This is a genomic window from Methylobacterium sp. Leaf106 (genome assembly GCF_001422895.1).
Lineage (GTDB): Bacteria > Pseudomonadota > Alphaproteobacteria > Rhizobiales > Beijerinckiaceae > Methylobacterium > Methylobacterium bullatum.
Genome location: NZ_LMNB01000012.1, coordinates 705,563 through 731,777, shown reverse-complemented (window position 1 = coordinate 731,777; position 26,215 = coordinate 705,563). Strand labels below are relative to the sequence as shown.

24 protein-coding genes are annotated in these 26,215 nt (G+C 66.1%); 2 read left to right on the top strand and 22 right to left on the bottom strand.

Annotation, left to right across the window (positions count from 1 at the left end; translation table 11 throughout):
- Positions 1–187 precede the first annotated feature (187 nt).
- The gene (locus ASF34_RS11140) at positions 188–1,441 is read left to right on the top strand and encodes a glycosyltransferase (protein ID WP_056161100.1); all 1,254 of its coding nucleotides are present in this window, start codon (positions 188–190) and stop codon (positions 1,439–1,441) included.
- A 21-nt stretch (positions 1,442–1,462) separates the two neighbouring features.
- On the opposite strand, the gene ASF34_RS11135 is transcribed toward ASF34_RS11140, so the two are convergent.
- The 22 genes from ASF34_RS11135 to ASF34_RS11030 all read right to left on the bottom strand — a co-directional run bounded on the left by ASF34_RS11135 (position 1,463) and on the right by ASF34_RS11030 (position 24,407).
- Entirely contained in the window at positions 1,463–2,176 is a 714-nt protein-coding gene (locus ASF34_RS11135) for an ABC transporter ATP-binding protein (RefSeq protein ID WP_056161098.1), read from the bottom strand.
- 17 nt (positions 2,177–2,193) lie between these two features.
- Positions 2,194–3,498 (bottom strand): lipoprotein-releasing ABC transporter permease subunit, encoded by a 1,305-nt coding sequence (locus ASF34_RS11130; protein ID WP_018042035.1) that lies wholly within the window; start codon positions 3,496–3,498, stop codon positions 2,194–2,196.
- A 7-nt stretch (positions 3,499–3,505) separates the two neighbouring features.
- A complete protein-coding gene (gene proS, locus ASF34_RS11125; RefSeq protein ID WP_018042034.1) occupies positions 3,506–4,831 on the bottom strand; it encodes a proline--tRNA ligase in 1,326 nt (441 codons plus the stop codon).
- A 442-nt stretch (positions 4,832–5,273) separates the two neighbouring features.
- A complete protein-coding gene (locus tag ASF34_RS11120; protein ID WP_018042033.1) occupies positions 5,274–5,618 on the bottom strand; it encodes a DUF1467 family protein in 345 nt (114 codons plus the stop codon).
- Positions 5,615–6,019: a methylmalonyl-CoA epimerase gene (gene mce, locus ASF34_RS11115; protein WP_018042032.1), complete on the bottom strand. Its 405-nt coding sequence runs from the start codon at positions 6,017–6,019 to the stop codon at positions 5,615–5,617. The genes ASF34_RS11120 and mce overlap by 4 nt, the downstream gene beginning before the upstream one ends.
- 202 nt (positions 6,020–6,221) lie before the next feature.
- Positions 6,222–7,895, bottom strand: coding sequence for a ribonuclease J (locus ASF34_RS11110; RefSeq protein ID WP_056161096.1), 1,674 nt, complete (start codon positions 7,893–7,895; stop codon positions 6,222–6,224).
- 12 nt (positions 7,896–7,907) lie between these two features.
- Positions 7,908–8,828 carry a biotin--[acetyl-CoA-carboxylase] ligase gene (locus ASF34_RS11105; RefSeq protein ID WP_056161095.1) on the bottom strand — a complete coding sequence of 307 codons (921 nt, stop codon included), beginning with the start codon at positions 8,826–8,828 and terminating at the stop codon, positions 7,908–7,910.
- 4 nt (positions 8,829–8,832) lie between these two features.
- Positions 8,833–10,275 carry an NADH-quinone oxidoreductase subunit NuoN gene (nuoN, locus tag ASF34_RS11100; RefSeq protein ID WP_018042029.1) on the bottom strand — a complete coding sequence of 481 codons (1,443 nt, stop codon included), beginning with the start codon at positions 10,273–10,275 and terminating at the stop codon, positions 8,833–8,835.
- Between the two features lie 13 nt (positions 10,276–10,288).
- On the bottom strand, positions 10,289–11,809 hold the full coding sequence (locus tag ASF34_RS11095; protein ID WP_056161092.1) for an NADH-quinone oxidoreductase subunit M: 1,521 nt from the start codon (positions 11,807–11,809) through the stop codon (positions 10,289–10,291).
- A 47-nt stretch (positions 11,810–11,856) separates the two neighbouring features.
- Positions 11,857–13,962, bottom strand: coding sequence for an NADH-quinone oxidoreductase subunit L (gene nuoL / locus ASF34_RS11090; protein WP_056161090.1), 2,106 nt, complete (start codon positions 13,960–13,962; stop codon positions 11,857–11,859).
- A 103-nt stretch (positions 13,963–14,065) separates the two neighbouring features.
- Positions 14,066–14,371 carry an NADH-quinone oxidoreductase subunit NuoK gene (gene nuoK / locus ASF34_RS11085; protein WP_018042026.1) on the bottom strand — a complete coding sequence of 102 codons (306 nt, stop codon included), beginning with the start codon at positions 14,369–14,371 and terminating at the stop codon, positions 14,066–14,068.
- Between the two features lie 28 nt (positions 14,372–14,399).
- Entirely contained in the window at positions 14,400–15,020 is a 621-nt protein-coding gene (locus ASF34_RS11080) for an NADH-quinone oxidoreductase subunit J (RefSeq protein ID WP_018042025.1), read from the bottom strand.
- 121 nt (positions 15,021–15,141) lie between these two features.
- Entirely contained in the window at positions 15,142–15,630 is a 489-nt protein-coding gene (gene nuoI / locus ASF34_RS11075; RefSeq protein WP_018042024.1) for an NADH-quinone oxidoreductase subunit NuoI, read from the bottom strand.
- 25 nt (positions 15,631–15,655) lie between these two features.
- The gene (nuoH, locus tag ASF34_RS11070; protein WP_018042023.1) at positions 15,656–16,672 is read right to left on the bottom strand and encodes an NADH-quinone oxidoreductase subunit NuoH; all 1,017 of its coding nucleotides are present in this window, start codon (positions 16,670–16,672) and stop codon (positions 15,656–15,658) included.
- A gap of 12 nt (positions 16,673–16,684) precedes the next feature.
- On the bottom strand, positions 16,685–18,766 hold the full coding sequence (nuoG, locus tag ASF34_RS11065) for an NADH-quinone oxidoreductase subunit NuoG (protein WP_056161088.1): 2,082 nt from the start codon (positions 18,764–18,766) through the stop codon (positions 16,685–16,687).
- Between the two features lie 43 nt (positions 18,767–18,809).
- Positions 18,810–20,111 (bottom strand): NADH-quinone oxidoreductase subunit NuoF, encoded by a 1,302-nt coding sequence (gene nuoF, locus ASF34_RS11060; RefSeq protein WP_056147306.1) that lies wholly within the window; start codon positions 20,109–20,111, stop codon positions 18,810–18,812.
- Position 20,112: 1 nt separating this feature from the next.
- The gene (nuoE, locus tag ASF34_RS11055; protein WP_056161086.1) at positions 20,113–21,207 is read right to left on the bottom strand and encodes an NADH-quinone oxidoreductase subunit NuoE; all 1,095 of its coding nucleotides are present in this window, start codon (positions 21,205–21,207) and stop codon (positions 20,113–20,115) included.
- A gap of 3 nt (positions 21,208–21,210) precedes the next feature.
- Entirely contained in the window at positions 21,211–21,510 is a 300-nt protein-coding gene (locus ASF34_RS11050) for a hypothetical protein (RefSeq protein ID WP_056147314.1), read from the bottom strand.
- Between the two features lie 29 nt (positions 21,511–21,539).
- A complete protein-coding gene (locus ASF34_RS11045; protein ID WP_018042019.1) occupies positions 21,540–22,730 on the bottom strand; it encodes an NADH-quinone oxidoreductase subunit D in 1,191 nt (396 codons plus the stop codon).
- Between the two features lie 16 nt (positions 22,731–22,746).
- Positions 22,747–23,391, bottom strand: coding sequence for an NADH-quinone oxidoreductase subunit C (locus tag ASF34_RS11040; RefSeq protein ID WP_018042018.1), 645 nt, complete (start codon positions 23,389–23,391; stop codon positions 22,747–22,749).
- A 9-nt stretch (positions 23,392–23,400) separates the two neighbouring features.
- Complete coding sequence (locus ASF34_RS11035) at positions 23,401–23,988, bottom strand: NuoB/complex I 20 kDa subunit family protein (protein WP_018042017.1); 588 nt, start codon at positions 23,986–23,988, stop codon at positions 23,401–23,403.
- A gap of 53 nt (positions 23,989–24,041) precedes the next feature.
- A complete protein-coding gene (locus ASF34_RS11030; protein WP_018042016.1) occupies positions 24,042–24,407 on the bottom strand; it encodes an NADH-quinone oxidoreductase subunit A in 366 nt (121 codons plus the stop codon).
- A gap of 458 nt (positions 24,408–24,865) precedes the next feature.
- Between ASF34_RS11030 and ASF34_RS11025 the strand changes: the two genes are divergently transcribed.
- Positions 24,866–25,999, top strand: a complete 1,134-nt coding sequence (locus ASF34_RS11025; protein WP_056161085.1) for a glycosyltransferase family 4 protein — start codon at positions 24,866–24,868, stop codon at positions 25,997–25,999.
- Positions 26,000–26,215: the final 216 nt, after the last annotated feature.

Below are 26,215 nucleotides of genomic sequence, written 5' to 3'. Positions count from 1 at the left end.
GAAATGCTCCCCTCACACCGGGCGGGGGACCCTCACGATCGCCCGCCGGGCTTTGTGCGAAAGGAGACAAATAGTCCTCCCCGCGCAACCCGTGCGACTCTGAAGCACTTGAAAGGTCAATCAGGGCGAAGAACCGCGGACAGCACCCCATTCTTGGCCATTTTCGCTATCCTATGTGAATGGTCGAATGCGAATACACCTGGTCGCAATCGGTTCCCATGGCGACATCCTTCCGTTTCTGGCCATCGGCGCTGAATTTCTCCGTCGTGGACAAGATGTGATCCTGGCCGCCCCCGCCCCCTTCGCGGATCATGCGGCGCGGATCGGCCTGCCCTTCCATTCCCTCGGGGACGATTGCGACTATCGCCGCATCACCGCGGATCCCGAGCTCTGGCATCCGCGCCGGGGGGCCGCCGCCCTGTTCGGAAACATCGCCGCCGCCACGGAGCAGACCTATCGCTGGATCGCCACGAACGCGCGCAAGGGCCACTCGATCGTGGTCGCCTCGACGCTGGCCTTCGGCGCACGCGTGGCACAGGAGAAGCTGCGCCTTCCCGTCATCACGATCCACGCGATGCCACTGCTGATGGAGAGCCGCTACGCCTCCCCGATCCTGCCGGGCGTGCCTCTCCCCGCCTGGACGCCGTCCCGGGTTCGCCACTGGATCGGCCGAGGCGCAGACAAATACGTGATCGGCCCGGCCGCCCTGCCGACCGTCAACGCGTTTCGGCAGGAACTCGGCCTCAAACCCGTGCGTCGGCTGCGCTACTGGTGGAACAGCCCCTCCCGTGTCCTGCTGCTCTTTCCCGACTGGTTCGCGGCATCGCAGCCGGATTGGCCCCGGCAGGCCATGCATGTGGGCTTTCCCATCGCGGATCGCTTCGGCGATACGGACCGCCTCGCGCCCCGCCTCACGCGGTTCCTGAGGGGCGGGGATGCCCCCCTGGTCTTCACTTACGGATCGGCCATGCGCCAGGCATCGGGCTTCTTCCGAACCGCCCTCGCCATCTGCAAGCGTCTGGGTCGGCGGGGCGTGCTCCTCGCTCCTGAGCATGGTCAGGTTCCCGAGTCCCTGCCGGAGCCCCTGATCCATGTCCCCTACGCGCCGCTCAGCGTCCTGCTGCCCCGGTCGGCGGCGTTGATCCATCATGGCGGGATCGGCACCGTGGCGCAGGCCTTGGCCGCCGGCACGCCGCAGATGATCGTGCCGGTGGCGTTCGACCATTTCGACGAGGCGGCGCGGGTGAAGCGCCTCGGCGCCGGGACGAGCCTGAGCCGTCGCCGTTTCACGCCCGCGCGCGGCGCGCGGCGACTTCGCCGTCTTCTGGCCTCGGCCGAGGTGGCTCGAGCCTGCGGAGATCTGAGGATGCGTCTCGACGGGCTGGACGGGGTCTCCGCCGCCTGCGACGCGATCGAGCAGATGGCGCCCCGCCGGCGGTGACGGAGGCAGGGCGGTCCGACCTTAGGCCAGCTGCTCGATCAACCCGTCCCGGATGGTGACGCGCCGGTCCATACGGGCGGCGAGCTCCATGTTGTGGGTGGCCACGAGCGCGGCGAGGCCCGAGGCGCGGACCAGCGAGACGAGGATGCCGAAGACATGCGCCGCCGTGTGCGGATCGAGGTTGCCGGTGGGCTCGTCGGCCAGCAGCAGGCGCGGGCCGTTGGCGACGGCCCGCGCGATGGCGACGCGCTGCTGCTCGCCGCCCGACAATTCGGCCGGGCGGTGGACCAGACGCTCCTTCAGGCCGAGGAAGCTCAGGAGCTCGGTGGCGCGCGCCTTGGCCTCCTTGGCCCCGAGGCCTCGGATGAGCTGGGGCATCACCACATTCTCCAGGGCCGAGAATTCCGGCAGGAGGTGGTGGAACTGGTAGACGAAGCCCATCTCCTCGCGGCGAAACCGGGTGCGCTCGGCGTCCGGCATGGCCGCCGTGGGCTGGCCGCCGATATAGACCTCGCCCCCATCCGGCCGCTCCAATAGGCCGGCGAGATGCAGAAGCGTGGATTTACCGGCCCCCGAGGGTGCCACCAGGGCCACGAGTTCGCCGGGCCAGATCGCGAGATCGGCGCCGCGCAGGATGTCGAGGGCTCCCGTTCCCTGCGCGTAGCGGCGTTCGACTTTGGCGAAGAACAGGGCCGGGACCGGCGGCGCACCGGCCTCGTCGGCAGAGGTGATCATGATGGTTGAATCTCCCCTCAGCCGTAACGCAGGGCCTGCACCGGATCGAGCCGGGCGGCGCGCCAGGAGGGATAGAGCGTCGCCACGAGCGACAGGGCGATGGAGGTGAGGACCACCACCGTAATCTCACCGGAATTCATTTCGGCGGGGATCTCGGCGAGGAACCGCACGGTCGGGTCCCAGGCGGAGGGGAACAGCACCCGCTGGATCGGCTTGATGTTGAGGGTGATGAGCGTGCCCAGTGCCAGCCCGCCCAGCGTCCCGACCACGCCGATGAGCGCCCCGTTGATGAGGAAGACCCGCATCACCGTCCCGGGGGTCGCCCCCATCGTCCGCAGGATCGCGATGTCGCTCGACTTGTCGCGCACCAGCAGGATCAGGCCGGAGACGATGTTGAGGGTCGCCACCACGACGATCAGGCTGAGGATGAGGAACATCACGTTCCGCTCCACCTCCAGCGCCCCGAAGAAGGTTCGGTTGCGCTGGCGCCAGTCGGTGAGAAGGACGGGCCGCTCTGCCGCCATCTCGAGATCCGGCCGCAGCTGCGCCACCGCATCGGCATTGTCGAGATAGACCTCGATCAGGCTGACGTCGCTGTCACGGTTGAAGAAGGCCTGGGATTCGGCCAGCGGCATGAACACGAAAGTAGCGTCGAACTCGGTCATGCCGATCTCGAAGATCGCCTTGACCGTATAGGCCTTGGTGCGCGGCGCGGTGCCGAACGGTGTCGTCGCGCCCTTCGGCGTGGACAGGGTGATCTGGTCGCCGGCCTGAAGGCCCAGCGATTCGGCGAGCCTCCGGCCGATGGCGACCCCGGTGCCGTCGTCGAACCCATCGAGCGTGCCGCCCCGGATGGTCTTGGCGATGGACCCGATGGAATCGATGTCCTCGCCCCTGATGCCGCGCACCAGGACGCCGCTGCCGCCATAGGGCGATGAAGCGAAGGCCTGACCTTCCACAAGGGGAATCGCCGAGCGGACGCCGGCGACCTTGGAGAGGCGGTCGGAGAGATCGACGTAATCGGTGAACAGCTTGTCGATGGGCGTGACGAAGACGTGGCCGTTGATACCGACGATCTTCGAGAGCAGTTCGGTACGGAACCCGTTCATCACCGAGAGCACGATGATGAGGGTGGCGACCCCCAGGGTGATGCCGAGGACGGAGAAGAAGGCGACGACGGAGACGCCGCCGCCGCGCCGCCGGGCGCGGAGATAGCGCCCGGCGATGATCCACTCGAAGGCCGCGAAGGGCGGCGTGCTGCCGCGCTTGAACAGGCCGGAGAGACCCGCCAGCCGTTCCTTCACCGTCTCTGCCAGAGCCATACCGGCCTCAGCTCCGCTTCAGGCGCGAGATCAGATCGATGGGAGCCACGCTCTCGCGCTCGCCGCCGGAGCGCCGCTTGATCTCGACCTTGCCCTCGGCGAGGCCGCGCGGCCCCACCACGACCTGCCAGGGCAGGCCGATGAGGTCGGCGGTGGCGAATTTGGCGCCGGGACGCTCGTCACGGTCGTCGTAGAGCACCGTCAGGCCGCTGGCCTCCAGGTTGGCCTGGATCTCGGCACAGGCCGCGTCGGTGGCCGCGTCTCCGGTCTTGAGGTTGATGAGGGCGACGTCGAAGGGCGCCACGGAATCCGGCCAGATGATGCCGGCCTCGTCGTGCGAGGCCTCGATGATCGCCGCAACCAGCCGGCTCGGGCCGATACCGTAGGAACCCATATGCACGGGGCGGTCGACGCCGTCCGGCCCGGTGACCTTGGCGCCCATGGCCTCGGAATACTTGGTGCCGAAATAGAAGATGTGCCCAACCTCGATGCCGCGCGCGGCCATCTGCTTGTCCTCGCCGACTTCGGCGAAGGCGGCGGGCTCGTGCATCTCTGAGGTGGCGGCGTAGAGCGAGGTCCAACGGTCCACGGTGCCCTGGAGGCCGGCGACGTCGTCGAAATCGGTGGTCACCGGCGGGACATCGAAATCGAGATACTGCTTGTCGCAGAACACCTCACTCTCGCCGGTTTGGGCCAGGATGATGAATTCGTGGCTGAGATCGCCGCCGATCGGGCCGGTATCGGCGCGCATGGGGATCGCCTTGAGGCCGAGGCCGGCGAAGGTGCGCAGGTAGGCGACGAACATCTTGTTGTAGGCGTGCCGGGCCGCCGCCTGATCGATATCGAACGAGTAGGCGTCCTTCATCAGGAACTCGCGCGAGCGCATGGTGCCGAAGCGCGGCCGCACCTCGTCACGGAACTTCCAGGAGATCTGGTAGAGGTTCTTCGGCAGGTCCTTGTAGGAGCGCACGCTGCCGCGGAAGATCTCGGTGATCACTTCCTCGGCGGTGGGGCCGAACAGCATCTCGCGGTCGTGCCGGTCGGAAATGCGCAGCATCTCCTTGCCGTAGGCCTCGTAGCGGCCGGATTCCTTCCACAACTCCGCCGACTGGATCGACGGCATCAGCAACTCGATGGCGCCGGACCGATCCTGCTCCTCGCGGACCACCGCGCAGACCCTGTTGAGCACGCGTAGGCCCAGGGGCAGCCAGGCATAGATGCCCGCCGCTTCCTGACGGATCAGGCCGGCTCGCAGCATCAGGCGGTGGGAAACGATCTCCGCCTCCTTGGGCGTCTCGCGCAGGGTCGGCAGGAAATAGCGGGAGAGACGCATCGGGAACCCTGGATCGTTTTGGAGCGCGATCGTACCGCGCATCGTTGCGGGGCACACAACACATTGCATCGAGAAAAGACAAGCGCCGTGCGGCTTAGCGAAAGCCCCGCATGGTCACGGAACCGGGTCGCAGGCGAAAATGGAGCCCAAACCCTCCAAGTCTTGCAAAAAAACGCCAGGAATCATCTCCGGAGGCGTGACAATGCGCAATCCAGTTCCTATAAGCGCCACCGTGATGGTCGCGACGCCCGGAGAGGCAGCGCGAGGTCCGAGTCTCGGGAGGAAATTTCAGCCGCCACGCCGTCAGAAATGCGTGAGATAAAATAGGCTGACACGTCATCTGTCGTCTCAAAAGCAAGGCTCGCGCCTTGCTTTTTTTATGGCCGAAGCGGACTCGCGGATATGGGGGCAGGCCGAACCGGTCCGCCACCCGATCGCGGCGCTACAGCCCCGACAGCTCGAAGATCGGGATCACCACGAGAAACACGAGGCTGGCGAGCAACGTCGTCCAGATCGCCTTCTCGAGCAGACGCGGCGCCGCGGGCGCCCCCGGATCCTGCCCCGGCACGATCCGCGACGGATCGGTCTCGACCTGATTGCGGAGCGGCAGGATGACGAAGAGCAGCGTCCACCACACCACGAAATACAGGGCGAAGGCCCCGAACACCGTCAGCTTGAACAACACCACGGCCAGAGCCGCCACGGCCGAGACGATGACGACCATGGTGGCCAGCGTGCGCCAGACCGTCGCCGAGACGGTCCGGACGAGGGCGTTCACGCCGCTCACACCTGCTCCAGCTCGACGAGGGTACCGAGGAAGTCCTTCGGGTGGAGAAAGAGAACCGGCTTGCCATGGGCGCCGATCTTCGGCTCGCCGGTGCCGAGGACGCGGGCGCCCTGGGCCTTCAGCTTGTCGCGAGCGGCGATGATGTCGTCGACCTCGTAGCAGACATGGTGCACGCCGCCATTCGGGTTGCGCTCCACGAAGCTCTCGATGGGCGAGCCCTCGCCCAGCGGCGACATCAGCTCGACCTTGCTGTTGGGCAGGTTCACGAACACCACCGTGACGCCGTGCTCCGGCTGCGGCAGGGGCTCGGTGACCGTGGCGCCGAGGGTGTCACGATAGATGGCACAGGCCGCGTCGAGGTCGCGCACGGCGATGGCCACGTGGTTCAGGCGTCCGATCATGGTCTGCTCCCTCTTTTGGTTCTTGTGATCCTACCCATCCCCCTCATCCTGAGGTGCCGCGCCAGCGACCTCGAAGGAGCCCTTCAGTGATCGCAACGCGCATTGGAGGGCTCCTTCGAGGCCTTCGCTACGCTCCGGACACCTCAGGATGAGGGTGTGGGGCGGAAGGACGGGTTCATCCGCCGTTCCGCCCCTGCTTGTCTCACACCTCCACCACCTGCACGTGGCAGGCGGGCTTCTTGCCCCAGGCCTCGTTCACGGCCGAGCGGATCGCGCGGTCGACCGCCTTCTCGACGGCCTCGGCATCCTTGCGCTTCTGCTTGGACAGGCCGCTGAGCGTGCGCGTCACCGCCTCGACGGCGACGTCGAGCATCGGCTGGCCGTTCTTGCCGCGATTGGGCAGGCCCATGATGTCGATGGCCGGCTCGCCCAGAACCTCGCCCTGGACATCGATGGCGATGGCGACGGACACGACGCCGGATTGCGACAGCTTGCGCCGCTCGGGGATGGCGCGGTCCTTGGCGTCGATCAGGATGTTGCCATCCTTGAACAGGCGGCCGGCCTTAACGTGCTCGACGATCTCCGGCGTGCCGGGGGCAAGGCGCACGACGCTGCCGTTGCGCGCCTTGACCACGTTGCCGACGCCCTGGGCCAGGGCGAAGCGGGCGTGCTCGTCGAGATGCAGCGCCTCGCCGTGAACGGGGATCGCGGTCCTCGGCCGGGTCCAGGCATACATCTCGGCCATCTCGTCGCGGCGCGGGTGGCCCGAGACGTGGACGAGCTTCGTCCGGTCGGTCACCACCTCGATGCCGGCATTGATCAGGTCGTTGATGATCGCGCCGACCGCCCGCTCGTTGCCGGGAATGGCGCGGGACGAGAAGATCACGCGGTCGCCCGCAGCCAGCGTCACGTCGGGATGATCGTCACGGGAGACGCGGGCCAGCGCCGCGCGCTCCTCGCCCTGCGAGCCGGTGAGCAGGCAGACCACCTTGTCGCGGGGAAGGTAGCCGTAGCTGTCGGCGGAACGGAAATCGGGCAGGCCGTCGAGGAAGCCGCATTCGCGGGCGACGCCGATGACCCGGTCCATGGCCCGGCCGACGGCGATGACCTCGCGGCCGCAATCGCGTGCCGCTTCGGCCACCGCCCGCATGCGAGCGACGTTGGAGGCAAAGGTGGTGACGGCGACCCGGTGAGGTGCTTCGGCGATCAATTCTCGCAAGGTGGCGGCGACCTCGGCCTCGCTCGGGCTGCGGCCCTCGCGCACGACATTGGTCGAATCGCTGATCATGGCGAGGATGCCCTCGTCGCCCAGCTTGCGGAACGAGGCTTCCGAGGTGACGTCGCCGAGGATCGGCGTGGCGTCGAGCTTCCAATCGCCCGTATGCAGGACGAGGCCGTGCGCCGTGCGGATGGCGACCGCGTTCGATTCCGGGATCGAGTGAGAGACCGGAACGTACTCGACCTCGAACGGACCGACGGTCACCGGCTTGTGGGCCGCGATCTCGCGCAGGATCACCTTCGGCGCGCCCGGCTCGCTGAGACGGCGCGCCTCGAGCAGGTTCTTGGCAAAGCGCGTGGCGTAGACCGGCGCCTTGAGCTTGGGCCACAGCTCACCGATGGCGCCGATATGGTCCTCGTGCGCATGGGTGATGAAGATGGCGAGGAGGTCGTCCTTGCGCTCCTCGATGAAGCTGAGATCGGGGAACATCAGGTCGATGCCCGGGAAGCCCTCTTCCCCGGCGAAGCCCATCCCGCAATCGACCATGATCCATTTCCGGCGCTTCTCCGGCCCGAAGCCGTAGAGCGCCGCATTCATGCCGATCTCGCCCACGCCGCCGAGCGGCACGAAGACGAGTTCGTCTTGCCCTGTCGTCATCACTGTCAAACCTCAAGCCGCCGTCGCGGCCGAACCCAAATGCACCTCGCCCGCCGTCACGGTCCGTCGCGTCCCATCATCCGATCGGACGACGAGCCGCCCCGCCTCGTCGATCGTCTCGAAAATTCCTTGCACGATCTCGCCGCCGATCCGCACCGAGACCGGTGCGCCGATCCCGGCGGCGTCGTCGAGCCAAAGCCGGCGGATCGTTGAGAATCCGCCGCCCCGGCTCCAGAGTCGCGCTGCAGCGACGATCTCGTCCGACAGGTAATCGAACAGATCCTCGGCGCGCGTTTCGTACGAACTCTGACTGAGGCTTGTCGCGGGATAAGGCAAGTCCTGCGGTGACGCGGCGACGTTGACGCCAAAGCCGATCACCGCCGATCTGCGCCCGCCGGGATGAGTCTCCGCTTCCAGAAGCAGACCCGCGAGCTTCGCGCCGGAGACCAGAACGTCGTTGGGCCATTTCAGCCGGAAGGGGCTCGCACCACCAACTTCCCCACCGCCGACCTCATCCTGAGGTGCCGCGCCAGCGGCCTCGAAGGAGGGCTCCAGTGGATCGCGCGAGAACTGGCGTCCTCGTTCGAGACCTCCTCTGCGCTCCGGCGCCTCAGGATGAGGTAATGTGATCGTTCGCTTGAGAGCGGCGATCAGCGCGACGCCTGCCACGAAACCCAAGCTCGGCACCTGGACCGGATCGACGTCCGAGACCGGCCAGAGCAGGCTGGCAGTGAGGTTGCCGGGCAGGGAGGCCCAGGTGCTTCCCCTGCGGCCGCGCCCCGCCTCCTGCCGGAGCGCGACGACCCAGAGCGGCCCCCTCTCGCCCTGGCGCGCGAGCTCCATCGCCTGGGTGTTGGTGGAGCCTAGGCTCTCGTGAACGTGAAGACGATGCCCAGCGGCCTTGGCCGCCGGGCCGAGGCGATATCCCGACACAATCCTAGAACAGAGACTTGGCCGCGGCCCCCGCCGCGCTGACCAGAGGAGACGGCACGAGGAAGAAGAGCACCACCACCGCGCTCGACAGGCCGAGCACGATGCGCAGGCCCGGCGCCATGGTCTCGTACGGGGCCTGGGGCTCGTCGAAATACATCACCTTGACGAGGCGCAGGTAATAGAACGCGCCGACCACGGAGGTGACGACACCGATCACCGCGAGACCGACGAGATCGGCCTTTATGGCGGCGGCGAAGACGTAGAACTTGCCGAAGAACCCGGCCAGCGGCGGAATGCCGGCAAGCGAGAACATCATCGCGGCGAGGCAGAAGGCCAGGACCGGATGCGTGCGCGAGAGACCGGAAAGGTCGTCCACGGTCTCGTACATCTGGCCGCCGCGCCGCAGGGACAGGAGCACGGCGAAGGCGCCGAGCGTCATGGCGAGATAGATGATCATGTAGATCACCACGCCGCGGATCCCCTCCTCCGAGGCGGCGGCGAGGCCGATCAGCGCGTAGCCGATATTGCCGATCGAGGAATAGGCCATCAGGCGCTTGATCGAGCGCTGGCCGATGGCCGCGAAGGAGCCGAGCGTCATCGAAGCGATGGCGACGAAGACGATGATCTGCTGCCAGATCGACGTCACATCCGGGAAGGCGCCGATGAAGACCCGCACTGTCATGGCGACGGCAGCCATTTTCGGCGCCGAGGCGAAGAACGCCGTCACCGGTGTCGGCGACCCTTCGTAGACGTCTGGCGTCCACATGTGGAACGGCACGGCGGACATCTTGAAGGCGACGCCGGCGGCCACGAACACGATGCCGAGCACGATGCCGATGCCGGCATTGTCGTTGAGCGCGGAGACGATGCCGGGGAAGGAGACGGTTCCGGTGAAGCCGTAGACCAGCGACGAGCCGTAAAGCAGCATCCCCGACGACAAGGCGCCGAGGACGAAGTATTTCAGCCCGGCTTCCGTGGATTTCAGGTTGTCGCGGTGGAAGGCGGCGATGACATAGGCCGCCAGCGACTGCAGTTCGAGGCCGAGATAGAGGGCGATCAGGTCGTTGGCCGAGGCCATCACCATCATGCCGATGGTGCAGAGCACGATCAGGATCGGGAACTCGAACCGGTCGATGCGTTCGCGCTGGAAATAGTCGCGCGACAGCAGGATCGTGGCCGCCGAGCCGAGCAGGATCAGCGCCTTCATCACCTTCGAGAAATTGTCGACGATGAACGACCCGTTGAGGGTCGTGACCTTCGCGCCCGACTGCGACACGACCACGAAGAAGGCCAGGATCAGCAGGATGAGCGCGCCGACATTGACGGTCTCGACAGAGCGCTCGCCCCGGAAGGCGCCGTAGAGGATCAGTCCCAGCACGCCGATCGCGAGGATCAGCTCCGGCATCACCGGCGAAAGCGAGGGCAGGACGGCCTGGATAGCGGTCATCTGATGTAGACCTTCAGCGCGCCACGGGCGGGATCACCGCCGCGGTCTGCGTGTTCGAGAGCGCGGTCTTCATGCTCTGCATCAGCGCCTCCGTGGAGGGGGCGAAGGTGTCGAGGATGGGCGCGGGATGCACGCCGTAATAGATCGTCAGGGCGACGAGCGGCGCGATGATGATCTTCTCCCGCAGGTCGAGATCGAGGATACCCTGGAGATTGGGCTTCTCGAGCGTGCCGTAGATCACCCGGGCATAGAGCCACAGGGCGTATCCGGCCGAGAGGATGATGCCGAAGACGGAGAAGAAGGCGACGGTGGGGTTGGCCTTGAAGGCCCCCATCATGGCCAGGAACTCGCCGACGAAGCCCGACGTGCCGGGTAGGCCGACATTGGCCATGGTGAATACCATCATCGCTGCAGCATAGAGCGGCATGCGCTTCACGAGGCCGCCATAGGCCGCGATCTCGCGGGTGTGCATCCGGTCGTAGACCACGCCGACGCAGACGAAGAGCGCGCCCGAGACGATGCCGTGCGAGATCATCAGGAACAGGGCGCCCTGGATGCCCTGCTCGTTGAGGGTGAACAGGCCCAGGGTCACGAAGCCCATATGCGCCACCGACGAATAGGCGATGAGCTTCTTGATGTCGGTCTGCATCAGCGCGATCAGCGACGTGAAGATGATCGCGATGACCGAGAGGGCGAAGACCATCGGTGCGAAATAGGCGCTGGCATCCGGGAACATCGGCAGCGAAATTCGGATGAAGCCGTATCCGCCCATCTTGAGCAGGATGCCGGCGAGGATCACAGAACCGGCGGTGGGCGCCTCCACGTGGGCGTCGGGCAGCCAGGTATGGACCGGCCACATCGGCATCTTCACCGCGAAGGAGGCGAAGAAGGCGAGCCACAGCCAGTACTGCATGCCCACGGGGAAGCGGGTGTGCAGCAGGGTCGGGATGTCGGTGGTGCCGGCGTGCCAGTACATTGCCATGATGGCGAGGAGCATCAGAACCGAGCCGAGCAGGGTGTAGAGGAAGAACTTGAAGCTCGCGTAGATCCGGCGCTTGCCGCCCCAGATGCCGATGATGAGGAACATCGGGATCAGGCCGGCCTCGAAGAACAGGTAGAACAGCACGAGGTCGAGGGCCTGGAACACGCCTATCATCGTCGTCTCGAGGACGAGGAAGGCGACGAAATACTCCTTCACCCGCGTGTTCACCGAGAGCCACGACGCGCCGATGCAGAACGGCATCAGGAACGTGGTCAGCAGGATCAGCGGCATCGAGAACCCGTCGACGCCGAGCTTGAACTTGATCGTCTCGGCGAGCCAGCCGTGGGTCTCCACGAGCTGGAAGCTCGACGTCGACGGATCGAACCGGCCCCAGGCCACGAGGCTGAGGATGAAGGTGACGATGGTGGTCGCGAGTGCTGCCCAGCGGGCATTGCGCTTCACGCTCTCGGATTCGTCGCCGAGGGACAGGATGAAGGCCGCGCCGCAGAGCGGTACGATCAGCAGGCCTGAAAGAATGCCGAGGCCGAACATCTAGCGGGCACTCCGATACGGGTTGGCGGCCGTCATTGCGCGAGACATCAGTGTCCGACCTTCGGCAGACCAGTGAGCATGTACCAGCTGACGATCGCGGCGACGCCGATGAGCATGACGAAGGCGTAGTGGTAGACGTAGCCGGTCTGGAGCCGGACCACGCCGCGGGTGACATCGAGCACGCGGGTGGCGATCCCGTCGGGGCCGAGCCCGTCGATGACGCGCCCGTCGCCCTCCTTCCAGAGGAACTTGCCGAAGTTCTTGGCCGGCCGGACGAAGATGCGGTCGTAGAGTTCGTCGAAATACCACTTGTTGAGCAGGAACCGGTACAGGCTCGGCTGCTGCGCGGCGAGCTGGCCCGGCAGTTCCGGCCGGCGGATATACATCCAGAAGGCCAGCAGGAAGCCGATCACCAGCATGATGAAGGGCGAGTAAGCGACCAACGCCGGCACCGAATGGATGTCGTGCATGATGTGGTTGTCGGGGCCATGGCCGAGGGCATGTCCCCAGAACGACTCCATGCCCTCGCCGATGAAGCGGTTCTTGAAGATCAGACCGGCGAACAGGGCGCCGAAGGCGAGGATCGCCAGCGGGATCGTCATCACCAGCGGGCTCTCATGCGGCGTGTGCGCATGGTCGTGGTGCTCGATGGCGCTCTGCGAGGCGGGCTCGACGTCGTGGCCCTTGTCGTCATGGGCGACGCCTTCGTGATGGCCCGGCGCACCGTCCGCCTGGACCGCCGCGTGCGCCTGCGCCGAGGCCGGTGCCGCGTGATGGTCGTCATGATGGGCGGCGCCGTGGCCCGCCCAGCGCGCCGGTCCTTCGAAGGTCATGAAGAACAGACGCCAGGAATAGAACGAGGTCATCAGGGCAGCGACGACGGTGGCCAGGAAGGCGAGCGTGTGGCCCGGCCGCGTCGAGGCGTAGGCCGCCTCGATGATCGCATCCTTCGAGTAGTAGCCGGCGGTGAAGGGGAAGCCGATCAGAGCCAGGGTGCCGATGGTCATCATCGCCGAGGTGAAGGGAATGTAGCGGCGCAAAGCGCCCATGTTCCGCATGTCCTGCTCGTGGTGCATCGCGTGGATGACCGAGCCAGCGCCGAGGAACAGCAGCGCCTTGAAGAAGGCATGGGTGAAGAGGTGGAAGACAGCGGCCGAATACGCGCCGACGCCGAGCGCCACGAACATGTAGCCGAGCTGCGAGCAGGTCGAGTAGGCGATGACCCGCTTAATGTCGTTCTGCACCATGCCGATCGTGGCCGCGAAGAACGCGGTGATGCCGCCGATGACGGTCACCACGATGAGGGCATTGGGCGCCACCTCGAACAGGGGCGACAGGCGCGCCACCATGAACACGCCGGCGGTGACCATGGTCGCGGCATGGATCAGGGCGGAGACCGGGGTCGGCCCCTCCATGGCGTCGGGCAACCACGTGTGGAGCATGAACTGCGCCGACTTGCCCATGGCGCCCATGAACAGGAGCAGGCACGCCAGGGTCATGGCGTTCCAGTCGTAGCCGAGGAAGTGGAAGGTGGCGTCCTTGAACTCGGCGGCGCGCGGCAGGATGCCGTCGAAGGCCACGGAACCGAACAGGACGAAGACGAGGAAGATGCCGAGCGAGAAGCCGAAATCGCCGACGCGGTTGACGATGAAGGCCTTCATCGCCGCCGCGTTGGCCGAGGGCTTCTCGTACCAGAACCCGATCAGCAGGTAGGAGGCGAGGCCGACGCCTTCCCAGCCGAAGAACATCTGCACCAGGTTGTCGGCCGTCACCAGCATCAGCATGGCGAAGGTGAACAGTGACAGGTAGGCGAAGAAGCGCGGCCGGTGCGGATCCTCCGCCATGTAGCCCACGGAGTAGAGGTGGACGAGGGTCGAGACCGTCGTCACCACCACCAGCATCACAACGGTGAGCGTGTCGATCCGGAAAGCCCAGTCGACCACGAGATCGCCGGCGGTGAACCACGTCGCCACCTGCACGCGGGTGGCGTGGTCCGAGCCAGGCACTTCGAAGAAGGCGCCCCAGGACAGGAGGGCGGAGAAGGCGAGGAAGCCGGTGGTGATGTACTCGCACACGCGAGGGCCGAGCTGGCGGCCGAACAGGCCGGCGAGCAGGGCGCCGATGAGCGGGAAGAAGACGATCGCGTGATACATCGCTGGCTGGCCCGGCCTCCGGAAGCGTGCCGGATGACCGGCCTCGCTCCATTCTCGTCAATGGGATCGCGCGGGGTGCCGCGCGGCTCGGCTTGGGGGAAGATCAGCCCTTCATCATGTTCACGTCCTCCACCGCGATGGAGCCGCGGTTTCGGAAGAAGACGACGAGGATGGCGAGCCCGATGGCCGCCTCCGCCGCCGCCACCGTGAGCACGAACAGGGCGAAGACCTGGCCGGTGATGTCGTTGAGATGGGTGGAGAACGCCACGAGGTTGATGTTCACCGCGAGCAGGATGAGCTCCACCGACATCAGGATGACGATGATGTTCTTGCGGTTCACGAAGATGCCGAGCACGCCGAGCGTGAACAGGATCGCCGCCACCGTGAGATAATGGCTCAAGCCGATCATGAGCGCTGATCCTTCTGCAGAGCCGACATCAGACCTCGACACCTTGGCGCGAGGGCACCTTGCGGGTCTCGACCGCCATCTCCTGCGTCCGCGCGTTCTGCACGGAGATGTTCTGGCGCTTCACGCCCGGCCTGTCGCGCAGGGTGAGCACGATGGCACCGATCATCGCCACCAGCAGGATGAGCCCGGCCAGCTGAAAGTAGAAGACGTAATCCGTGTAGAGCACGCGCCCGAGCATCTGGGTGTTGGTGACGCCCTCGACATTGGCGAGCGGACCCAGCGGCGCCTGCATCAGGCCGGGATCGATCGTCCAGGAACCCACCACGAGCAGGAGTTCGATGAGGAAGACGGCCCCGATCAGCGCCCCCACGGGGAGGTATTGCTGGAAGCCCTGGCGCAGCTGCGCGAAATCCACGTCGAGCATCATCACGACGAAGAGGAACAGAACGGCTACGGCGCCGACATAGACCACCACGAGGATCATCGCGAGGAACTCGGCGCCCATCAGGACGAACAGGCCCGCCGCGTTGACGAAGGTCAGGATGAGGAAGAGCACCGACGCGACCGGATTGCGCGAGGTGATGACCATGAACGCGGACGCGATCGCGATGCCGGCGAACAGGTAGAAGAAGGCTGCGGCTGCACTCATGCGATTATGGAGATCAGCCGTCCCGAGGACGGCCCCTTCTGCCGAAATTCAAACCAGCCCGTGCAGGCCGCCCGTCTATAGAACCCACCCCTGCGGCGCACAACCGCCGGGGCTCCCGTCATCACCGGTATGGCGCGTCCACCGCGATGTTGCGCGCGATCTCGCGCTCCCAGCGGTCGCCGTTCAGGAGCAGCTTGTCCTTGTCGTAGAGAAGCTCCTCGCGGGTCTCCACGGAGAATTCGAGATTCGGCCCCTCGACGATGGCATCCACCGGGCAGGCCTCCTGGCACATGCCGCAATAGATGCATTTCACCATGTCGATGTCGTAGCGCGTGGTGCGCCGTGTGCCGTCGTTACGGCGCGGGCCGGCCTCGATGGTGATGGCCTGCGCCGGGCAGATCGCCTCGCACAGCTTGCAGGCGATGCAGCGCTCTTCCCCGTTGGGATAGCGGCGCAACGCATGCTCCCCGCGGAAGCGCGGACCGCGATGCCCCATCTCGAAAGGGTAGTTGATCGTGGCCTTGGGTTTGAAGAAGTAGCGCATGGCGAGGGCGAACCCCGACACGAACTCCTTCAGCAGCAGACCCTTGGCGACCTGATCGAGCTTCATGGCGCGATCTCCCTTATGCGTTGCATCATGCCCCCGGCGCGAGGCCGGTGAGCTTGAGGACGAAGGCGACGACGACGACCGAAACGAGCGAGAGCGGAAGGAACACCTTCCAGCCGAGGCGCATGAGCTGGTCGTAGCGGTAGCGCGGCACCATGGCCTTCACCATGGCAATCATGAAGAACAGGAAGCTCGCCTTCAGGGCGAACCAGATCAGCCCCGGCACCCAGGTGAAGGGCGCGAACGGGATCGGCGAGAGCCAGCCGCCGAGGAACAGCACCGTCCCGAGCGCGCACATGGTCATGATCGCCACGTACTCGCCGAGCATGAACAGCAGGTACGGCGTCGAGGAATACTCGACCATGTAGCCCGCCACGAGCTCCGATTCGGCCTCCGGCAGATCGAAGGGCGGGCGGTTGGTCTCGGCGAGTGCCGAGATGAAGAACACCACGAACATCGGGAACAGCCAGAGCCAGTACCAGCCGAGGATGCCGAGCGAAGTGTCCTGCGCCATGACGATGCGCGAGAGGTTGAGCGAGCCGGCACAGAGTAGGACGCAGATGATGACGAAGCCGAGGGACACTTCGTAGGAGATCATCTGCGCGGCGGAGCGCAGGGCGCCGAGGAAGGCGTATTTCGAGTTCGAGGCCCAGCCGCCCATCAGAACGCCGTAGACGCCCAAGCTCGAGATCGCGAAGATGTAGGTGATGCCGACATTGAGATCGGCGATGGCCCAGCCTTCCGCCAGCGGGATCACCGCCCAGCCCGCCAGGGCCAGCGTGGCGAAGACCAGGGGCGCTAGCAGGAACAACGCCTTGTTGGCGCCGGCCGGGATCACCGGCTCCTTCAGCACGAACTTCAGGAGATCGGCGAAGGATTGCAGCAGGCCCCAAGGCCCGACCACGTTGGGGCCGCGCCGCAGCTGCACCGCCGCCCAGATCTTGCGATCGGCCAGCAGCGCGTAGGCGATGAAGACGAGAAGCAGCGCCAGGAGCACGAAGCTCTTGAGCACCAGAAGCAGGACGGTGCCGACGATTTCCAGCATGGTCGGCAGCCCCTATTCCGCCGCTTCGAGGCCGCGCGTCCGCGCGAGGCTCGAACATTCGGCCAGCACGCGCGAGGCGCGGGCGATGGCGTTGGTGAGATAGAAGTCCGGCACCGCCGAGGCGAAGGCCGAGCGGTTCGCTTCGCCGCCGAGGCTCGCCAGGGTCTCGACCGTGGCGGCGACGTCGCCCGGCGCCACCGCGTCGAGGGCGGCGAAATGCGGATATTCCGCATAGAGCGCGCGCCGCAGGGCGCCGAGGGAATCGAAGGCCAGGCGCTTGCCGAGAACGTCGGACAGGGCGCGCAGGATCGCCCAATCCTCGCGGGCGTCGCCCGGCGGGAAACCGGCGCGGTTCGTAGTCTGCACCCGGCCTTCGAGGTTCACGAAGGTGGCGTTCTTCTCGGTATAGGCGGCCCCCGGCAGGATCACGTCGGCGCGGGTGGCGCCACGGTCGCCGTGGGTGCCCTGGTAGATCACGAAGGCACCGGCGCCGATCTCGATCTCGTCGGCGCCGAGGTTGAACAACACGTCCAGGGCACCCGGCTCGGCCATCGCGGCGAAGTCGAGCCCCCCCTCCCCCGGCACGAAGCCGAGATCGAGGGCGCCGACACGGGCGGCGGCGGTCTGGAGCACGGCGAAACCGTTCCATTCCGAGGTGACCGCCCCGACGTCCTTGGCGAGCTTGGCCGCCGCCGCGAGGATGGCGGCTCCGTCCGGACGGGACAGCGCCCCGGTCCCGACGGTGACGAGGGGACGGCTCGCACCCTTCAGCACCTCGGCGAAGCTGTGCCGGCCGGCGGCGATGTCGGCCAGGGTCTCGGGGCCGGCGCCGAGATAGGTATGGGGATAGGTGAGATCCACGGCCTCGCCGATGAGGCCCACTGCCAGCGGCGCCATCCGCCAGCGCTTGCGGATGCGCACGTTGAGGAGCGAGGCTTCGAGGCGCGGATTGGTCCCGACCAGGAGAATCGCGTCCGCATCCTCGATCCCCGGGATGGTGGGATTGAATGTGTAGGCGGCCCGGCCCCAGGCTGGGTCGATCGCCTCGCCGGCCTGACGGCAATCGAGATTGGTCACGCCGAGCGACCCCATCAGGGTCTTCAGGGCATAGGTCTCCTCCACGGCGGCGAGATCGCCGACGATGGCGCCGACGCGCTTCGGATCGGCGCTCTTCGTCTTCGCGGCGATGGCGGCGAAGGCCTCCCCCCAGGAGGCGGGCCGCAGGCGGCCGTTCTCGCGCAGATACGGACGGTCGAGGCGCTGGGCGCGCAGGCCGTCCACAGCATGGCGAGTCTTGTCGGAGATCCACTCCTCGTTGATGTCCTCGTTGACGCGCGGCTCGATCTGCATGACCTCGCGGCCGCGGGCATCGACGCGGATGGCGCAGCCGACGGCATCCATCACGTCGATGGATTCGGTCTTCGACAGCTCCCAGGGCCGCACCTCGTAGCTCTGCGGCTTATGGACGAGGGCGCCCACCGGGCAGAGATCGGCGACGTTGCCCTGGAGCTCCGAGCCCATGGCGCTCTCGAGATAGCTCGTGATCTCCATGTCCTCGCCACGCCCGATGGCGCCGAGATCCGGCACGCCGGCCACTTCCGCCAGGAAGCGGACGCAGCGGGTGCAGTGGATGCAGCGGTTCATGGCGGTCCGTACCAGCGGGCCGATGTATTTCTCCTCGACGGCGCGCTTGTTTTCGCCGTAGCGGGTCGAATCGACGCCGTAGGCCATGGCCTGATCCTGCAGGTCGCAATGGCCGCCCTGGTCGCAGATCGGGCAATCGAGCGGGTGGTTGATGAGGAGGAACTCCATCACCCCCTCACGCGCCTTCTTCGTGGTTCCCGACCGGGTGAGGATCTCGGGCGGCTCGCCGTTGGGGCCAGGCCGGCAATCCTTCACCGCGTAGGCGCAGGAAGCCACTGGCTTCGGTGCGCCCTTCAGCTCCACCAGGCACATGCGGCAATTACCGGCGATGGACAGCCGCTCGTGGAAGCAGAAGCGCGGGATTTCCGCGCCCGCGACTTCGCAGGCCTGCAGCAGGGTGTACTCGGCCGGAACATCGACCTCGGTGCCGTCGACGATGAGCTTGGTCATGCGTGCTTCTCGGTGTCGAACATCGGTCCGAAAGACATGGCGATCACTCCGCCGCGATCCGCACAGGATCGCTGTGCGGGTTGGCGCTGTAGCGGTCGATGCGCTTCTCGATCTCGGGGCGGAAGTGACGGATGAGGCCCTGGATCGGCCAGGCCGCCGCATCGCCGAGCGCGCAGATCGTGTGGCCCTCGATCTGCTTCGTCACGTCGAGGAGCATGTCGATCTCGCGGCGCTGGGCGCGGCCCTCGGCCATGCGCAGCATCACGCGCCACATCCAGCCGGTGCCCTCGCGGCAGGGCGTGCACTGGCCGCAGCTCTCGTGCTTGTAGAAATAGGCGATGCGGGCGATGGCCGAGACGATGTCGGTGGAGCGGTCGAGAACGATCACCGCCGCCGTGCCGAGGCCGGAGCCGAGGCCGCGCAGGGTGTCGAAATCCATCTTGGCGTCGATGATCTGCTCGGCCGGCACCAGGGGCACCGAAGAGCCGCCGGGGATGGAGCAGAGCAGGTTGTCCCAGCCGCCGCGCATACCGCCGCAATGCTTGTCGATGAGCTCGCGGAAGGTGATGCCGAGCTCTTCCTCGACGTTGCAGGGCTTGTTGACGTGGCCCGACACGCAGAACAGCTTGGTGCCGGTGTTGTTCTTGCCGCCCAACCCCGCGAACCAGGCGCCGCCCCGGCGCAGGATGGTGCCCGCCACCGCGATGGACTCGACGTTGTTCACCGTGGTGGGACAGCCGTAGAGGCCCATATTGGCCGGGAAAGGCGGCTTCAGCCGCGGCATGCCCTTCTTGCCCTCGAGGCTTTCCAGCAGCGCCGTTTCCTCGCCGCAGATATAAGCGCCGGCACCGTGATGGACGTAGATGTCGAACGGGTAACCGTGGACGTTGTCCTTGCCCACGAGGCGGGCCGCATAAGCCTCGTCCACCGCCTTCTGCAGGGCGTGCTTCTCCGCCACGTACTCGCCGCGGATGTAGATGTAGCAGGCATGCGCGGCCATCGAGAACGAGGCTAGCATGCAGCCCTCGATCAGGAGATGCGGATCGTGCCGCATGATCTCCCGGTCCTTGCAGGTGCCCGGCTCGGATTCGTCGGCGTTGACCACAAGGTAATGCGGCCGCCCATCCGACTTCTTGGGCATGAACGACCATTTCAGGCCCGTCGGGAAGCCGGCACCGCCGCGCCCGCGAAGCCCGGACGCTTTCATCTCGTCGATGATCCAGTCGCGGCCCATTTCCAGCAGGAACTTGGTGCCGTCCCAGGCACCACGCTTCCTGGCCTCGTCGAGACCGGGGGAATGAAGGCCGTACAGATTGGTGAAGATGCGATCCTGATCGGAGAGCATGTCAGTTCCCCTCCGTCTTCGGAGCGCCGGGATTGGGCGCCGTCTTCCTCGGCTTGGCGGCCGTCGGAGGCGGCGTCTCGTCGTCCGGCCCCAGATCGTCGCTGGCACCCGAGGCGAGGGGCTGCGGCGGCGGCTCGTCCCGGGGCAGGTCGGATTGCGTTCCCGCTTCGGCTCCCGCGGCTTCGGCGCGCGCAACCGTCACCCCGGCATCGGCCGTGGGATGACCCGGCTGGGCCTTGGAGTCCGTGGCATCCGCGGCATCAGCCTTATCACCGGCCTTGACCGGCTCTTCGCCTCCGGCCGAACGCTGGGCAGGGCCGTCCGAGGCCGACGAGGCGGCGGCGCGGCCTGCATCGGGTTTGGCGGGTTTAGGATCGGTGGCGGCGCGCTGCTCGGAAGACGCAGCTTCGGATTTGCCCTCGGACGTGGTGTCGTCGGCCGCATGCTCCTCGAAACGCTTGCGCCAGGCGCCCACTCGGGAGCCGTCGAACAAGGTCGCGTCGGTGAGGGTGTCGGCGCCGCCCTTCGGCTCGGACGAGGTGCGCCCCACCTGCGAGCCGACCTTCACCGGGCGGCCGGCCGCCAGATCGTCCATCAGCGTGCCGAGGAGATCCGGCGTCAGGTCCTCGTAGTAATCCTGGTTGATCTGCGCCATAGGCGCATTGCAGCAGGCGCCGAGGCACTCGACTTCGAGCCAGGAGAAGTTGCCGTCGGCGCTCACATGGCCGGGCGCACCGAGACGCTCGTGAAGGTAGTCCTTCAACTCGCGCGCGCCGCAGGAATCGCACGGCACCGTGCCGCAGAGCTGGATCCAGAACCGGCCCACCGGCTCGAGGGCGAACATCGTGTAGAAGGTCGCCACTTCGAGCACGCGGATATGCGGCATACCGAGTTCGGCGGCCACCGCCTCGATCGCCTTCTGCGGCAGCCAGCCGCCATTCTGCTCCTGCGCCTTCCACAGCAACGGAATCACGGCCGAGGCCTGACGGCCTTCCGGGTATTTTTCGATTTGACCCTTCGCCCAGTCGGCGTTCTCGGAAGAGAACGCGAAGGACGCGGGCTGCTCGGCGGCGGGGGCGAGTCTGCGGTTCGCCATAGCTTATTCGGCGTCCTTTATGTCAGCAGGCAGCGGCGTACCGGTCTCGGCAGCACCGCACTCCCAGAACTTACCGTCCGGAATCGGCCGACCACGATCCCTCTCGATCATGGGCATGTTGAAGCAATCACAATGCGAGTCTGAATGCCGCACGAGATCGGTGAAACCCGGCGTACCAGGCTCGCCGATGCGGCGCTCAACAGTCCCGCGGCCGGTCTCCTTGAAGGCATCAGGCAGGCTGCGAAGCGTTTCGTACTGGGCGCAGGAAACGTCGGCCCAAGCCGGCAAGTTGCCGGCAAGCATCGACGCTACCGTGACCGAGAGAGCTGTTCTCACCGGTCCACCTCGCCGAACACGATGTCGAGCGTGCCGAGCACGCAGGACACGTCGGCCAGCATGTGGCCGCGGCACATCCAGTCCATGGCCTGGAGATGGGCGAAACCCGGAGCGCGGATCTTGCAGCGGTAGGGCTTGTTGGTGCCGTCGGCGACGAGATAGACGCCGAACTCGCCCTTGGGGGCTTCGACCGCCGCGTAGACCTCGCCGGCCGGGACGTGGAAGCCTTCGGTGTAGAGTTTGAAGTGGTGGATGAGCGCTTCCATCGAGCGCTTCATCTCGCGGCGCGGCGGCGGGGCGAACTTGCCGTCGGTGGCCGCGATCGGCCCCTGTCCGGCGGGCTCCCGCAGCTTCACGCAGCATTGCCGCATGATCTTGGCCGATTCCCGCATCTCTTCCATGCGGATGACCTGGCGATCGTAGGTGTCGCCGTTCCTGCCCACGGGGACGTCGAACTCCATCTCCTCGTAGCACTCGTAGGGCTGCGACTTGCGCAGATCCCACGGGATGCCGGAGCCGCGCACCATCACCCCGGAGAAGCCCCAGGCCATGGCCTCGTCCACGGTGACGATGCCGATGTCGACGTTGCGCTGTTTGAAGATGCGGTTGCCCATGACGAGGTTGTCGAGGTCGTCCACCACCTGCAGGAACGGGTCGATGAAGGCCTCGATGTCGTCGATCAGCGCCGGCGGCAGGTCCTGGTGCACGCCGCCGGGCCGGAAGTAGTTGGCGTGGAGACGCGCACCCGACGCGCGCTCGTAGAAGATCATCAGCTTCTCACGCTCCTCGAAGCCCCAGAGCGGCGGCGTCAACGCGCCCACGTCCATGGCCTGCGTGGTCACGTTGAGGAGGTGTGAGAGGATGCGGCCGATCTCGCAGAACAGCACGCGGATGAGCTGGGCCCGGCGCGGCACCTGCAACCCCAGCAGCTTCTCGATGCCGAGGCAGAAGGCATGCTCCTGGTTCATCGGCGACACGTAGTCGAGCCGGTCGAAATACGGCGTGGCCTGAAGGTAGGTCTTGTGCTCGATCAGCTTCTCGGTGCCGCGATGGAGCAGGCCGATATGCGGATCGACCCGCTCGACGATTTCGCCGTCGAGTTCCAGCACGAGGCGCAGCACGCCGTGCGCCGCCGGGTGCTGGGGCCCGAAATTGATCGCGAAGTTGCGGATGTTGTGCTCGGTCATGGCCTCGCTCCGCTGTTCAAGCCGACTTCTTCTCATCGCCCGGGAGCACGTATTCGGTGCCCTCCCAGGGCGAGAGGAAGTCGAAGTTCCGGAATTCCTGCGCCAGCTTCACCGGCTCGTAGACCACGCGGGCCTCGTCCTGGTCGTAGCGGACCTCGACGAAGCCGGTGAGGGGGAAGTCCTTGCGCAGGGGATGCCCTTCGAACCCGTAATCCGTCAGCAGGCGGCGGAGATCGGGATGTCCGGAGAAGAGGACGCCGTAGAGGTCGTAGGTCTCGCGCTCGAACCAGTTGGCGGCCGGGAACACGTCGATGACGGAGGGGACCGGGGTCTGGTCGTCGGTCTGTACCTTCACCCGGATGCGGGCGTTATGGCGCAGGGAGAGCAGGTGATAGACGACGTCGAAGCGCTTTTCGCGGTTCGGGTAATCCGCGCCGCAGATGTCGATGAAGCAGCGGAAGGCGCAAGCGGGGTCGTCGCGCAGATAGGTCAGCGCATAGACGATGTCGCTCGCCTGCACATTCAGCGTGAGTTCGCCGAAGGCGATGGTCCGCGAGACGATGGCCGGTCCGAGCGCCGACCCGACATGGTCGCTGAGCGCCTGGAGGGAGCCGTCGGCCGGGGCCGCGGTATGGGCGAGGATCGAAATGCCGTTGCTCATGCCGGACCCTCAGCGCTCGATCGTGCCGGTGCGGCGGATCTTCTTCTGCAGGAGGAGCACGCCGTAGAGCAGCGCCTCCGCCGTGGGCGGGCAGCCGGGCACGTAGATATCCACGGGCACCACCCGGTCGCAGCCGCGCACCACCGAATAGGAATAGTGGTAATAGCCGCCGCCATTGGCGCAGGAGCCCATCGAGATGACGTAGCGCGGCTCCGGCATCTGATCGTAGACCTTGCGCAGGGCGGGGGCCATCTTGTTGGTCAGAGTCCCCGCGACGATCATCACGTCGGATTGGCGCGGCGAGCCACGCGGCGCGAAGCCGAAGCGCTCGCAATCATAGCGCGGCATCGACATCTGCATCATCTCGACCGCGCAACAGGCGAGGCCGAATGTCATCCACATCAGCGACCCGGTGCGGGCCCAATTGATGAGATCGTCCGTCGAGGTGATGAGGAAGCCGCGGTCGGCGAGTTCGCTGTTGATCGACAGGAAGGTCGGATCGTCGGCGCCGATGGGCCGGCCGGTATTCGGATCGATGATCCCCTTCGGCGCGGGTGCGACGGCGGGGATCCGGGTCATGTCTGGACTGAAGGCCATCGGTTTCTCGGGATCCGGCTTCGGGCAATGCGATTGTCAGGTCGACGGGACGGCTAGTCCCATTCGAGGGCGCCCTTGCGCCACTCGTAGACGAACCCGACCGTGAGCACGCCGAGGAAGGCCATCATCGACCACATGCCGAACCAGCCGAGTTCGCCGAAGGTGATCGCCCAGGGGAACAAGAACGCGACTTCAAGATCGAAGATGATGAATAGGATAGCGACGAGGTAGAACCGCACGTCGAACTTCATGCGGGCGTCGTCGAAAGCATTGAAGCCGCACTCGTAAGCAGAGAGCTTCTCCGGGTCGGGGCTGTTATAAGCGACGAGGAACGGTGCGACGAGCAGCGCCACGGCGATGAACAACGACACGCCGATGAAAACGATGAGGGGCAGGTAATCCGCCAGCAGGCTTGTCATGCGACACCTCTCGTGTTCGTGGCGGGCGAAGCGCCTCGCGAGCGCCGGGATGGTATGGAATTGCTCCAATGCCAGACTGCGCAGGCGCGAGGCTTAGACGACCCCCTTGAGCGAAACAAGGGCGTCGTGCGTCGCACAAATCCGGCCATGCTCAGGAAGTATGGGGCGGATCGTATCCGACAACACGACCGATCCGCGCAGGTCCCCCGACCGGCAGTTCCGCGGTCGCCGCCAAGGCCCGATCTGGCCGGTTTCCTGCATGGCCCCGCCCCTGCTCGATGCCCCCGTCCGGGGAGATGGAAACGAGGATTTCGGGGACATCCGGGCGGGGGAGATAGCGAGGAACGGCACTCGTGGGGCACACGGAACCAGAACCTTGGCCGTGAGTTCCGTTCATGTCCCACTCAGGCCGGATGGCGTTAGGTCGTCGCAATATTCGACCTTACAGGAGACGTTTCGTGCGCATTGCCCAGATTGCTCCGCTCTCGGAGGCCGTGCCTCCGAAGTTCTACGGTGGCACCGAGCGCGTCGTATCGTGGATCACGGAGGAACTCGTCCGGCAGGGACATGACGTGACCCTGTTCGCCAGTGGCGATTCCGAGACGTCCGCCAAGCTCGCCGCCTGCACGCCAGAGGGTCTTCGCCTTCTCGGTTACCGCGATCACACTGCGAGCCATCTGGCGATGCTGCATACCGTCCACAAACGGGCGCATGAGTTCGACGTGCTGCACTTCCACATCGATCTGCTGCAGTATCCGATGTTCGAAGACCTCTACCACAAGTGCGTCACGACCATGCACGGTCGCCTCGACGTGCCGGATTTCATGCCGGTCTACCGCACCTTCACGGGCATGCCCCTGGTGTCGATCTCCGACAACCAGCGCGAGCCCATGCCGTCGAACTCGAATTGGCAGGCGACGATCCATCACGGCCTGCCGTCCGAGAACTGCCCGTATTATCCGGAAGCCAATGGCGGCTACCTCGCCTTCCTCGGACGCATCTCCCCCGAGAAGCGCCCCGACCGGGCGATTCAGATGGCGATCCAGTCCGGCGTGAAGCTGAAGATCGCCGCCAAGGTGGACAAGGCCGATCAGGATTATTGGGACGAGGTCATCGAGCCGATGATCCACCACCCGCTCGTCGAGTTCATCGGCGAGATCAACGAAGAGCAGAAGAAGGACTTCCTCGGCAACGCCCTGGCCCTGGCTTTCCCGATCGACTGGCCGGAGCCCTTCGGCCTCGTCATGATCGAGGCGATGTCGGCCGGCACGCCGGTGATCGCATTCCGCAACGGCTCCGTACCGGAGGTCATCGCCGACGGCGTCAGCGGCGTCCTGTGCGAGACGATGGACGATGCCATTGCGGCCGTACACAAGGTCAAGACCATGAGCCGCGCCGGCGTGCGCCGCCACTTCGAGACGCAGTTCACCGCCGAGTGCATGGTGAAGAAGTATGTGGCGGTCTACGAGCAGCTGATCGAGAACGAGAAGACCATCATCAAGATGCCGCGCGCCGGGGCGTTCACCCCGCATTACGGCGATCTGAACGGCTCGGCCCGCCCGTCGCTCTCCGCCGCCGCCATGCCGGCCTGAAATTCCTTGCAGAAAGGCTGGTGCCATACGGCATCAGCCTTGCTAACCTCCTCCCGAGTCGGCGGCCCTCATTCGTGAGATCCACCGGTACCGGTTATCGAAGGCCGCTGGATCGCCCTTTCGCGACCGGCGGCCTTTTGATTCGCGATAGACGATCCAGCGCTTCGGGCCAGAGAGCGAACGTCGCTTCATCGAGCCCGTCGACGCGCCCGAGAC